This is a genomic window from Anaerobacillus sp. CMMVII (genome assembly GCF_025377685.1).
Classification (GTDB): Bacteria; Bacillota; Bacilli; order Bacillales; family Anaerobacillaceae; genus Anaerobacillus.
Genome location: NZ_JACEHK010000019.1, coordinates 1 through 12,958 on the forward strand (window position 1 = coordinate 1; position 12,958 = coordinate 12,958).

A 12,958-nucleotide genomic window follows, 5' to 3' on the forward strand; every position below is an offset into this window, starting at 1 on the left:
TAGTCAGTGAGAGGAGTGAAAATAAATGGAAATCGTTAAAACGATTTTAAGACGAGTATCAATGACGGCTTTGTTTAGTCTTGCGTTATTTACAACATTTGAATCAATCTCAGGAGTGAGTGCAAATCAGTTAGCAAATTGGGGTGCACTAGATAGTTATTCATTTCCTATTAAAGCAGAGGAAGAAAAAAATAGTTTTAATGCCAACTTGAAGAAATTTACGATGAGATTTAGAAGTTTGCCGATGTTCAGTGATGAATCAAAGATGTTAAGTAGTCAAGAAGTAGTAGAATCTGCTCCATTGTCTTTAGAGGAAGCTATCGATTGGAGCCAATATCCATCAAAGAAAGTAGTAGCTACTGGCTATACGGCCGGTTTTGAGTCGACTGGGAAACGGCCTGGTCACCCTGGCTATGGGATAACTTTCTCGGGAGTAACTGTAAAACGTGATTTATATTCAACCATTGCTGCGGATACGAGAGTGTTTCCAATCGGATCGATCCTCTTCATTCCTGGTTATGGATACGGAGTTGTCGCTGATACAGGATCCGCAATTAAAGGGAATAAAATAGACCTATATTACGAAACAGTTCAAGATGTTTTTCAGCAATGGGGCAAAAAAGAAGTAGAAGTATATATTGTTGAAGAAGGTACAGGTCGTTTAACAAATGAACAATTACAAAATTTAAATGAAGCCGAAGCAGTTCAAGTATTTCGTAGACAATTATCGTTCGCGAATTAAAATGAATCGCTAAGAAGAGAATACTACTTAAAGTTAAAGTGAGCCTGCCCCTTAACTAGGGGGCAGGCTCTTTATCTAGTTTAATATTTGCACTAATTTTTTAATTCCTTCAATAAGTCTTGGTGAAGGTCTGCAAAATAATGATTCTTCTAGGATGTAAAGATTATGATTTTTTACGGCATTAATTTGTGTTGCACTTTCGCGTTTTAGTAATGCGTTCATATTCATTTTTGCTTCTTTCACTCCAACCCACACCATACAAATGTGGTCAGGATTTTTTTGGACAACTTCCTCCCAATTTATTTGAACGCTTGCCTGTTCGTAATGGTCAAAACAATTAGTTCCCCCAACAATTTCACTTACTTCTGTTAACCAATTTGTTTTCCCAGGTGTAAAAATTGGTTTCGGCCACCATTCCCAATAAATACTTCCTTTGTTTTGAGTTCTGTTTTGTTCTTTATAATAATTTACATCCTGCAGGAATTGTTCAGCTACTTCCTTCGCTCGATCAGAGCAACCAGTTTTTTCACCAACAATCAGAAAATCTTCGTATATGTCTACTAACGAATTGGGATTTAAGACAATATGAGGGATGTTTCGCTCCTGTAATTGTTCAATGTTCTTTTCCATACCTGGTACGCTTAAGGATGCAAGAACTAGGTCTGGGCTGAGTTGTTCAACCAGGTCCATATTAATGTTTAAATCAGGCCCTAAACGCGGTAGATTTTTCACAGCATTTGGCCAATCAGAATAATCATCGACGGCTACTAGTTTGTCTATTAATCCTAAGTAAGCAAGCATCTCTGTATTGCTAGGGCATATTGAAATAAGTCTCATGACTTTCCTCCTATTTCTTTTGTGGGCTTTAAAGGATAAAAAAATAACATGGAGTACATCTAATGATGGTCCATGTCGCAGTTGTCATTACGTTATAAGATTAGAATATTAATGCGTGTAATAATAAAGTTAATAATATCCCTGTTAATCCACCGAAAAACACTTCGATGGGTTGGTGACCTAATAATTCTTTAAGTTCTTTTTGTTTTTCTTTTTCTTCTTTTTCTGGCCAGGTTTTCACTTCTTCGACGAGTTTATAGAAATCATCAACTAAACGGTTAAGTACAGTAGCTTGTTCACCGGCATGTCTACGGACACCTGATGCATCAAACATTACGATAATTCCAAATATCGCCGAAATTGCAAAGTAAGGTGAGCCTAAGCCTTCCTCAAGAGCAATGCCTGTAGCTAACGCAGTTACTGCGCCAGAATGAGAACTAGGCATTCCGCCTGTACTTGTTAAAAGCGACCAATCAAATCGCTTCGTTGCAAGATACTGCAGAGGTACTTTAATAAATTGTGCAAAGCCAATCGCTATTAATGCAGCCCATAATGGGAAATTCATTAGTAATTCCATAATAGCTTCCTTTCTAATTCACTCAAGTAGATACTGTTATTGTACCCGTTTCTGAAATTTGTTTCTATACTATTTTTTCTTACCCGTAAATCAAATAGAGTAATCCTAGTTTAAAACGTAATGAAAAAAGATTTTTATTTGAGTAGAATGGAAGAAAATTCATTAGTTAAAAGTGTAAAAGTTGCTTACATTATAACAGATAATTTCTCAGTATAAACATTAGATACTCGAAATAAATAGTTAGACAAGCTATAATGATAAGTGGAAGATTATTCTGAAAAGAGGAGTGGAGTTATGCAATATAAAGTTAAAGATGGAGACATTTTAGGTAAAAAGCTAGGCGCGATCGTTGTTGGTCTTTTTGAAGATGATAAAAAACCGGAGGGGCTAGTCAAAGAGATTGATAAAAAGTTGGATGGTTATCTAGTTGAGCTAGTGGCAGAAAAACAACTATCGGCATCTTTTAAAAAGGTTAACAAAATACATACTCTAGGAAAGCTTGAGGCGAAAGCTATTTATTTCGTTGGCCTTGGAAAAAAAGCAGAGTTAACGTTTGATAAAGTGCGTGAAGCGTTTGCGGTTGTTGCTAAAGTCTTGGCAAAAGAAGAGCAAGAAGAAGTTGCTTTTGCCCTAGATACATTTTTAACTGGCGAAAATGCTGGTGAACTTTTTGCGAAGGCATTAGCTGAGGCGATTGGCTTAACAAGCTACCGAACTGAAACTTATAAACAAAAGAAAGAATCAACATCAGCAATTGAAAAAGTTGTTGTTTATACAGAACTAAACCAAGACATGGTGGAAGAAGCTCTTACTGTCGGTTACACGTATAGTGCGGGAACAAATTTAGCTCGTGCCCTTGTGAATGCTCCAGGTAATTATATGACACCAACGGATTTAGCTGCAAAAGCAAAAGAAATTGCTGATCGATATGGGATGGATTATTCAGTGCTTGAGCGAGAAGAGATGAAAAAACTTGGGATGGGTGCGCTTTTAGCTGTTGCTGAAGGGTCTGACCAACCACCAAAAATGATCGTACTTAAGTATCGCGGCAAAGAAAAGTGGGAAAATGTATTAAGTTTTGTTGGGAAAGGCTTAACATTTGATGCTGGCGGAATTTCGATCAAACCGGCATTGAACATGCATGAAATGAAGATGGACATGGGAGGAGCTGCTACAGTTCTTGGAGCAATGGAAGTAATTGGAGCTCTAAAACCTGACGTCAACGTCATGGCGGTAATCCCTTCGACTGAGAATCTTATTAATGGTAGCGCCTTAAAACCAGGTGATGTCATTACCTCGTTAAGTGGTAGAACTATTGAGGTTCGAAATACAGATGCAGAAGGCCGCTTAATCTTAGCTGATGCTGTGACTTACGCGAAACAATTAGGCGCAGATTACCTTGTCGATGTTGCAACTTTAACGGGAGCAGTAATTGTTGCTTTAGCTGGAGTTTCTACAGGCGCTGTAACGAATGATGAGGAACTGATGGAAGACGTTTTATTAGCAGCGGGTGAAGCAGGTGAATATTTATGGAGATTGCCAAACTTTGAACCGTACAAAGAAATGTTACGCTCAAGTGATGTTGCTGACTTAAACAATTCGCCAGGTCGTGAAGGTGGAAGTATTACGGCAGGATTATTTATTGGTGAATTCGCCGAAGACACACCGTGGGTTCATTTAGATATTGCGGGAACGGCTTGGTCTAGAAGTGATAGTGTTTTTGGTCCTAAAGGTGGAACTGGTGCCATGGTACGTACACTTGCAACCTTAGCGAGAAATTTTTAATAAAAAAATGAAACAACGTTAGGAACTTCTATTCCTAACGTTGTTTTTATTTAAAGATTAAGAATGTATAAAATTTCAACGTAATAACTGTCTAGCTCCAAGACACATCAATGAGGTTACTTCATTGCAGGTTTTGCGACGAGTAAACGTAGTGACGCAGGAGCAGCGCCCAGCCCCTCGAAGAACATTTGCTAGTCGGGGCTTAACAGGGCGCCTTGCGCTTTTCTTATGTAGCGCAGAGATGTTTAGGATATGGGAGGACTTGGGAGGATCTTTCTATCTAAGCTTTATCATGACAGTTAACAGCAAAATACCAATTTATATCCAAAAAAATGGGCGGATATCATGTTTGAGTGGATAAAAATAATGGGATAAGATGGATATACGGACTTTATGGGGAAAAAATCGTGAAAATGTTTTGTTAACTGAATGAATTATACATTTCCCCAACACTAGGAACGACTTGATGCTGAATAAATGAAATTATGAAATCGCTCAAAAAAACTGTTCGTCAAATAAGTATTAAACCGACTAAAAAGGGATGGATAGTTGTATTAAAGGAGGTGCTAATTTGTTTGTTTTAAAAAAGTTGGACCAGTTCATTATGAAAGTTGAAACGTTTATTTTGAGTTATGCAATTATACTAATAGCAGTCATGGTTGTAGGAAACGTCTTAAGTAGGGCTTTGATTGGGAAGAGTTGGTCTTTCTCTGCAGAGATTAGTCAATTTGCAGTGATTATCGCCACCTTTATGGGGATAAGTTATGCAGCGAGAAAAGGAAGACATATTAGGATGAGTGCATTTTTTGACTTAGCTCCAAAGGTAGTAAAAAGATTTTGACGATTGTGATCTCGTTTGTAACGGCGGGTGTTTTACTTGTCTTGGCATACTTTGCCTTTCAATATGCTGTTTGGATTAAAGATATGGGAAGAGTCACGACAGCTCTACAAGTTCCAGCGTATTTCCTAGTAGCGATTATCCCAGTTGGTTTAACACTTGGTGCTATTCAATTTTTAAGAAACCTATGGATTAACATTAAAGAGGAAGAAGTATACATTGCAACAGACAAAAAAGATTTTTCAGAACAAGGTCCAGTAACTGAAAAAATTTCATAGAGGGGAATTACATATATGGTTGCAACATTGTTAATTATCATGGTTGTATTACTTTTACTAGGATTTCCAATGATGATACCGTTAATCGCAGCTCCGTTAGTCGTGTTATTCATTTACTTTCCGAATATTGACCCAATTTTTATGATCCAACAAATGATGGAAGGGATAAGTGGTTATGTTCTACTAGCGGTTCCGCTGTTTATCTTTGCAGCAGATATCATGTCTACGGGACAAACATCGAAACGGCTACTAGATTTTGTTGGATCTTTTGTTGGGCACGTCAGAGGTGGCTATGCCATCACAACTGCAGCTGCTTGTACTTTGTTTGGTTCAATTTCAGGTTCAACTCAGGCAACAGTTGTTGCTGTAGGGAAACCGATGCGGCAGCGATTACTTTCAATTGGATATAAGGATTCCCATGCGATTGCGTTAATCATCAATTCTAGTGACGTTGCTTTATTAATTCCGCCGAGTATTGGAATGATCGTTTATGCGGTCGTTTCTGGAACATCAGTTGGTGAGCTATTTATTGCTGGAATAGGTCCGGGTGTCCTGATTTTCATGTTTTTTGCGATTTATAGTTATCTATATGCAAAGCGCAAGAACATCCCATTAGCTGAAAAAGCGACTTGGAAAGAGCGATTTGATTTCACTAAAAAAGCGTTACTTCCATTAGGTTTTCCGATAATAATTATTGGTGGAATTTATTCAGGGGTATTTACGCCTACTGAAGCAGCTGGGATATCTGTTTTATATGCATTAATTTTAGAAGTACTAGTGTTTCGTTCGATAAGGATGAAAGAAGTTCCTAACATTGCTCTCTCCACAGGTCTAGTGACCTCAGCTGTTTTTGTACTGGTGGCAGGGGGGCAGGCATTTTCTTGGGTGATTTCGTATGCCAGAATACCACAAATGGTTACTAATGCCGTGTTACCAGCAGACCCAACGGCACTTCATGTCCTTATTATTGTAGCGATTTTCTTTTTTATTGGCTGTATGTTTGTTGATCCAATCGTCGTTATTTTAATTTTGACGCCAATTTTTTATCCGGTTGCCATGGCAGCTGGGGTGGATCCAGTTCATCTAGGAGTTGTCATTACATTCCAGGCGGCGTTAGGTTCAGCGACACCACCTTTTGGTGTTGATATATTTACGGCAAGTGCGGTCTTTAATAGGTCATATTTAGATGTTATTAGAGGGACTCCACCCTATATTGTCATGCTGATTATTGTAGCGATTTTGGTTATCCTGTTTGAAGAAATTTCATTGTTTTATCGTTACTTAATTTAATTCTCCGGATTTTTCCGGTGTAATAAAAAAATAAGATGGGGGTATTTGATGATTTTTAAAAGGAAGAATATATGTCTACTAGTTTTAGCTTTAGTACTTAGTATGGTTATGGTTGCCTGTGGAAGTGATTCAACAGGTGGTGAAGGTACGTATAATTGGAAGTTTGTTACGGAAGAACAGCAAGGTCAGGTGCAATATGAATACGCACAAGAATTTGCTAATCGTCTTCATGAAAAATCTGGCGGACAAATCAATATGGAAGTATATGAGTTTGGTGGTTTAGGTAGTGAAGTGAACCAAGTGGAATTATTGCAAAGTGGTGGTGTTGAATTTGCCATCGTATCTCCTGGATTTACTGGAACGATGGTCAGTGAAGGACAATTGTTTGCATTACACTTTCTATTTACGGATGACATGGAACTAAATCAAAAAATCTTAGATGAAAGTGAAGCGTTAAATGTTCATTTAACAGACAAATATGAGCAGTATAATATTAAACCGCTAGCCTATTGGACAGAAGGAGCGATGCAATGGACAGGGGATCGCCCGTTGACAACCCCTGAAGATTTCCAAGGATTTAAAATGAGAACACAAACATCACCTCTCATTCTTCGTTCATATGAAGCGTATGGTGCGAGTCCAACAGAGTTAAGTTGGGGAGAATTATATACAAGTCTTCAGCAAGGAGTTGTTCAAGGTCAAGAAAACCCAATCTTCTTTATAGAAGATGCAAACTTCCATGAGGTACAAGATTATATGATGATCTCTGAACATAATATTTACGTTGCGATGACAACGGTAAATACAGACTTTTTTGCAGATCTACCTAGTGAAATTCAAGAGATGATCCTAGAAACTGTGGAAGAAATGCGTCCAGTAGCATATGAAATGCAAGAAAGAATGAATGACGAGCTTTTAGGTGCGATTGAAACCAATGACCGCCATCCAACTGAAATTATCGAATTAACAGCAGAACAACGGGAAGCATTCCGTGAAAAAGCTTTACCAGTTCGAGACTTCTTTATTAATGAGGTAGGAGAAGATGGCAAAAAAATCTTAGAAATGCTTGTGGAAGAAATCGATGCAGCAACAAACTAAACGATAAAAGTAAACCTAGTTAAGTGGATAAAACTTAACTAGGTTTTTTCATTTCTTAAGGCGATTTTCGTAAACAGTGTGGCTTTATCATTTACAATATAGGATCCGATTTTTTTGAAAATCCTTTCTAAATAAAAATTCAAGAGATCATACTGCTACGACTATGTTTTTTATAAAAATAATATATTGACATAATAGTAGCTTTAATGCTAAATTAGTTTAATAATTTACCACGTTATCAATTTAGAGAGATAAAGCGAAAGAGGAGATAGATATTTATGAATGCTGTTATAATTGCAGTTGCTGTTATGCTTTTACTAAGTCTACTTCGGGTTCATGTTGTCATTGCGTTACTAGTAGGAGCGATTATTGGAGGTTTCGTCGGAGGGTTTTCTGTTACAGAAACTATGACTATTTTTACTGAAGGGCTTGGTGGTAGTGCCACGGTAGCGTTAAGCTATGCGTTATTAGGTGGATTTGCGATTGCGATATCAAAAACAGGATTACCAAGAGTGGTAGTTGATTTTGCTATCAAAATCGTCGGGAAAGAAGGCGAAAGTAGAAAGAAAAGTCTTTCTAAGGTGTTGCTACTTCTCGTCATTTTAATAATTTCAAGTTTTTCACAAAATGTGATCCCGATCCATATTGCGTTTATACCTATTTTAATTCCGCCATTAGTACAAGTATTTAATGAGCTGAAGTTAGATCGTCGAGCCGTTGCGACAGCGATTACCTTTGGTCTAAAGGCGCCATACATTCTTATTCCGGCAGGCTTTGGGTTAATTTTTCATGAAATTATCCAAATTAACATGGCTGAAAGTGGTTTAGAAATTCAGATGGTTGATATTCCAAAGGCATTATTGTTACCTACTTTAGGTATGGTGCTAGGATTATTGATTGCTTTATTTGTTACGTATCGAAAAAATCGAACATACAAAAATGGTACAGTCAATGAAGAGGTTGCTGTCACTGAAGAACCTATATCAAGACGCGCGGTAATGATAGCTTTACTAGCCATCATTGGGGCGTTAGTCGTCCAATATGAAACGAAGTCAATGATCTTAAGTGCATTATTTGGGCTAGTGATCCTCCTGTTAAGTGGAAAAATGAATGTAAAGAGTGCTGATGAATATCTAACTGACGGTATGCGAATGATGGCGTTCATAGGTTTTGTTATGATTACAGCCTCAGGGTTTGCTGCTGTCATTCGCGAGACGGGACATGTTGCTTTACTTGTAGAACAATCAGCTGAATTAATTGGAAATAACAAAGGGATTGCAGCACTACTTATGTTACTAGTAGGGTTGTTTATAACGATGGGAATTGGTTCTTCGTTCTCAACGATCCCTATTATAGCCACCTTGTTTGTTCCACTTTCATTAGCTATCGGATTTAGTCCACTAGCTACAATTGCTTTAATTGGGACAGCGGGTGCCTTGGGTGATGCAGGTTCTCCTGCTTCTGATAGCACCTTAGGACCGACAGCTGGTTTAAATGTTGATGGTCAGCATCATCACATTTGGGATACTTGTGTACCGACATTCATTCATTTCAACTTACCGCTTATATTATTTGGATGGATTGCAGCGATGGTTTTATAATTTTTGACGGAAGAATGTTTCCTTATAATTTGATTTAATTAAAATGATAGAACGAAAATAGACCTACATTATTCTGTTCGTGGAATTTTGTAGGTCTATTTTTATTGAAAAATAGTTGCTAGTTTTAACTTTATCGAGAGGGGAATAAGAAAAATAGTTTGGTTATTAAAAAAATTGAAACTTTTCTTTTTGAATTTCGTCTAATAGATAGAGAGTAGGGGGTGTTATTTTGAAAAAAATGGGTGCTTGGATAGTAGTTATTATGTTCCTCTTCCTTATAACAGTCGTGGGTAAGGATATATTTAATGAGGAAAAACTAAAAGCTGACTACTACGAATTGATTGTAGCGGTAAGTGAGCTGTTTAAAGACCATGCTCAAGAAGAAGAGTATTTTTATAACCGTTCATATTCTAATCAAGAAGCAATCGCCAAACTGTTAAATGGTAAAGTAACAGAAAATGGTTTTTTCTTAGTGGTAGAAACACTGTTTGAGGAGTACGATGATTTATTCGTATATAAGCCTAAGTACCAAGACTATATTAGTGACACTCGAGACTTTAGATACCCCCAAAGGGAAACTAGCTTCTATGAAACAGTGAGAAATACGCTTTTGAACCCGGCAATAGGTTTAATTCCGTTTAATGAACTAGATATTGAGAGAGAAAAAAATCGAATTACGATCGCAGCCCAAGAAATAAAGGTAAGGTTTTATGGGGATGAAGAGCGTTTAGCTGAATATCATCAGTATGCCAGATTTGGATTCCCTCCAAAGGATTATATAAGTTTTACACTGTCATTCATTTTGAAGATGGGAAGTACTTATTAGATGATTTTAAGGTTGGTAGGAATGATAAATTGTAAAAAGGTCTACCGCAGTTCTAGCGATAGACCTTTTACAATTAATTTAAGAATTTAAGCTGCGGGTTTAGAAGTGTGTTGGATTGATTTATTAACAACCTTATATATTTTTGGACATAGTAAGGAAGCGAGAATTGTTACAACGATATCTTTATAGAGGAAGATGAGCATCAGTTTCCAAGCGCCTACATAGGTTAAGTCTTCCATACCTAAAAAGTACTTTAAAGAAGCAAATAGATAGGTTGTACCAATTACGTAGTTAAGAATTAAACCGACAAAACAGGCGACGAAGAATGTGATTAATGTTGGTTTTGGCTTTAATTCGATTATTTTCCCAGTAACGTATGCAAGGATAATGAATGAAATAATAAAACCGAAAGATGGTTTTGTTATAGCTGTAAATCCATTATGTAATTGCGCAAATACAGGGACTCCAATAAAGCCAACTAGTGTATACACGAACATCGACAAGCTTCCTAGGCGTGAACCTAACAGGGCGCCTGCTAAAATTGCAAAAAATGTTTGTAAAGTTAATGGGATTGTGCCAATCATGATAAAGGAAGTTAGATTTGCTCCAATGGCCATTAATGCAGCGAACATTGCTACATAGGTAATATCTACTGCACGAAACTTTTGGTTCTTCATTTAATTGTCCACCTCTCCGAGAAATAAGTTTACATTTATCATAAAAAACAGACAATTCATTGTCAACTATAAAATAAATTAAGTTAACAAATGGACAAGGAAATTAATTTATAATGAAGGAAAGTCACTTCGGTTAGGAAAATAACCTGCTTAGCGTGGCGGAAGATAAATCTTTTGAATAAACAGTTAGAAATATAGAGAGACTTAAACTGTTTCCTCAAAAGTAGTTAAAAATATTAACAAAGAACATATTGACTTCAAAACTAAAAGAAGGTAGAATAAATTTCTGTTAGCAAGAACGACAAATTAAGACAAAAAATATTTAAAAAAAGTTCTTGTCAACAAAAAGTTATTGTGGTATATTAATAAATGTCGCTGCTAGCGACGAAAAAGTATTTCAAAAAAAGTAATTGACACTAACTTGTTAATTATGTTATGATTAAAATCCTGTTGTTTAGAAACGACAGTGACATTGCTCCTGCGGTTACTTGTTGCAAAAAATTGCACGATGTACTTTCAGATAGTGATATTGTTCTTTGAAAACTGAACACACAGCCAAGCGAATTAAAGAGATAGTAAATATCTCGTCAATGTAACAAAATTTTTGAGCTATATCAAACACTTTTATGGAGAGTTTGATCCTGGCTCAGGACGAACGCTGGCGGCGTGCCTAATACATGCAAGTCGAGCGGACAATTGAGAGCTTGCTCTCAATTGTTAGCGGCGGACGGGTGAGTAACACGTGGGCAACCTGCCCTGTAGACTGGGATAACTTCGGGAAACCGAAGCTAATACCGGATAATCTTTTGAGTCACATGGCTCGAAAGTAAAAGTTGGGTTTACCTAACACTACAGGATGGGCCCGCGGCGCATTAGCTAGTTGGTAAGGTAATGGCTTACCAAGGCGACGATGCGTAGCCGACCTGAGAGGGTGATCGGCCACACTGGGACTGAGACACGGCCCAGACTCCTACGGGAGGCAGCAGTAGGGAATCTTCCGCAATGGACGAAAGTCTGACGGAGCAACGCCGCGTGAACGATGAAGGCCTTCGGGTCGTAAAGTTCTGTTGTTAGGGAAGAACAAGTACCGTTCAAATAGGGCGGTACCTTGACGGTACCTAACCAGAAAGCCACGGCTAACTACGTGCCAGCAGCCGCGGTAATACGTAGGTGGCAAGCGTTGTCCGGAATTATTGGGCGTAAAGCGCGCGCAGGCGGTCTCTTAAGTCTGATGTGAAAGCCCACGGCTCAACCGTGGAGGGTCATTGGAAACTGGGAAACTTGAGTGCAGAAGAGGAGAGTGGAATTCCATGTGTAGCGGTGAAATGCGTAGATATATGGAGGAACACCAGTGGCGAAGGCGACTCTCTGGTCTGTAACTGACGCTGAGGCGCGAAAGCGTGGGGAGCAAACAGGATTAGATACCCTGGTAGTCCACGCCGTAAACGATGAGTGCTAGGTGTTAGGGGTTTCGATGCCCTTAGTGCCGAAGTTAACACATTAAGCACTCCGCCTGGGGAGTACGACCGCAAGGTTGAAACTCAAAGGAATTGACGGGGGCCCGCACAAGCAGTGGAGCATGTGGTTTAATTCGAAGCAACGCGAAGAACCTTACCAGGTCTTGACATCCTTTGACAACCCTAGAGATAGGGATTTCCCCTTCGGGGGACAAAGTGACAGGTGGTGCATGGTTGTCGTCAGCTCGTGTCGTGAGATGTTGGGTTAAGTCCCGCAACGAGCGCAACCCTTGATCTTAGTTGCCAGCATTCAGTTGGGCACTCTAAGGTGACTGCCGGTGACAAACCGGAGGAAGGTGGGGATGACGTCAAATCATCATGCCCCTTATGACCTGGGCTACACACGTGCTACAATGGATGGTACAAAGGGCAGCAAAACCGCGAGGTTGAGCCAATCCCATAAAGCCATTCTCAGTTCGGATTGTAGGCTGCAACTCGCCTACATGAAGCCGGAATTGCTAGTAATCGCGGATCAGCATGCCGCGGTGAATACGTTCCCGGGCCTTGTACACACCGCCCGTCACACCACGAGAGTTTGTAACACCCGAAGTCGGTGGGGTAACGCAATATGCGAGCCAGCCGCCTAAGGTGGGACAGATGATTGGGGTGAAGTCGTAACAAGGTAGCCGTATCGGAAGGTGCGGCTGGATCACCTCCTTTCTATGGAGTTAAAACTCTAGTCGATGCTTTTCTTAGGGAAAGTACGCTGACGCTGTGTTTCAGTTTTGAGAGAATGATCTCTCAACTAAATAGTTTAGAGTGTATAGTTTAAAGTTTTGAGTTGTGAAAGCAATTCGTAATGAAGCTTTAAATAAGTTACGACTTTAAGCCGGAGGCAATTTAGAAGCAAGAAGTTCGAGGAAGCGAACGAGACAATCACCGGAGTGTACAT

Annotated in this window: 9 protein-coding genes, 1 rRNA gene and 1 pseudogene; 8 read left to right on the top strand and 3 right to left on the bottom strand. The window is 38.8% G+C overall.

The features are described 5' to 3' along the window. Nucleotides 1-25: 25 nt before the first annotated feature. Nucleotides 26-742, top strand: a complete 717-nt coding sequence (locus tag H1D32_RS24270) for a 3D domain-containing protein (protein WP_314733498.1) — start codon at nt 26-28, stop codon at nt 740-742. Nucleotides 743-817: 75 nt separating this feature from the next. Here H1D32_RS24270 and H1D32_RS24275 read toward each other — a convergent pair whose 3' ends face one another. Together H1D32_RS24275 and H1D32_RS24280 are read right to left on the bottom strand one after the other, a co-directional pair. Further along, on the bottom strand, nt 818-1,579 hold the full coding sequence (locus H1D32_RS24275; protein WP_261180766.1) for a cobalamin-binding protein: 762 nt from the start codon (nt 1,577-1,579) through the stop codon (nt 818-820). A 100-nt stretch (nt 1,580-1,679) separates the two neighbouring features. Next, nucleotides 1,680-2,156 carry a divergent PAP2 family protein gene (locus tag H1D32_RS24280; RefSeq protein WP_261180767.1) on the bottom strand — a complete coding sequence of 159 codons (477 nt, stop codon included), beginning with the start codon at nt 2,154-2,156 and terminating at the stop codon, nt 1,680-1,682. A 294-nt stretch (nt 2,157-2,450) separates the two neighbouring features. Between H1D32_RS24280 and H1D32_RS24285 the strand changes: the two genes are divergently transcribed. The 6 genes and pseudogenes from H1D32_RS24285 (at nt 2,451) to H1D32_RS24310 (ending at nt 9,872) form a co-directional block, all read left to right on the top strand. Beyond that, on the top strand, nt 2,451-3,941 hold the full coding sequence (locus H1D32_RS24285; RefSeq protein ID WP_261180768.1) for a leucyl aminopeptidase: 1,491 nt from the start codon (nt 2,451-2,453) through the stop codon (nt 3,939-3,941). Nucleotides 3,942-4,596: 655 nt separating this feature from the next. Next, nucleotides 4,597-5,057: pseudogene (locus tag H1D32_RS24290) on the top strand (TRAP transporter small permease). A gap of 15 nt (nt 5,058-5,072) precedes the next feature. Then, a complete protein-coding gene (locus tag H1D32_RS24295; RefSeq protein WP_261180769.1) occupies nt 5,073-6,347 on the top strand; it encodes a TRAP transporter large permease in 1,275 nt (424 codons plus the stop codon). A gap of 48 nt (nt 6,348-6,395) precedes the next feature. After that, the gene (locus H1D32_RS24300) at nt 6,396-7,445 is read left to right on the top strand and encodes a TRAP transporter substrate-binding protein (RefSeq protein WP_261180770.1); all 1,050 of its coding nucleotides are present in this window, start codon (nt 6,396-6,398) and stop codon (nt 7,443-7,445) included. Nucleotides 7,446-7,723: 278 nt separating this feature from the next. Next, nucleotides 7,724-9,046 (top strand): Na+/H+ antiporter family protein, encoded by a 1,323-nt coding sequence (locus tag H1D32_RS24305; protein WP_261180771.1) that lies wholly within the window; start codon nt 7,724-7,726, stop codon nt 9,044-9,046. A gap of 229 nt (nt 9,047-9,275) precedes the next feature. After that, entirely contained in the window at nt 9,276-9,872 is a 597-nt protein-coding gene (locus H1D32_RS24310; RefSeq protein WP_261180772.1) for a hypothetical protein, read from the top strand. A gap of 86 nt (nt 9,873-9,958) precedes the next feature. Here the strand turns inward: H1D32_RS24310 and H1D32_RS24315 are convergent, their stop codons facing one another. Next, the gene (locus H1D32_RS24315; RefSeq protein WP_261180773.1) at nt 9,959-10,549 is read right to left on the bottom strand and encodes a biotin transporter BioY; all 591 of its coding nucleotides are present in this window, start codon (nt 10,547-10,549) and stop codon (nt 9,959-9,961) included. A 623-nt stretch (nt 10,550-11,172) separates the two neighbouring features. Here H1D32_RS24315 and H1D32_RS24320 point away from each other — a divergent pair. Then, a 16S ribosomal RNA gene (locus H1D32_RS24320) occupies nt 11,173-12,726 on the top strand. Nucleotides 12,727-12,958: the final 232 nt, after the last annotated feature.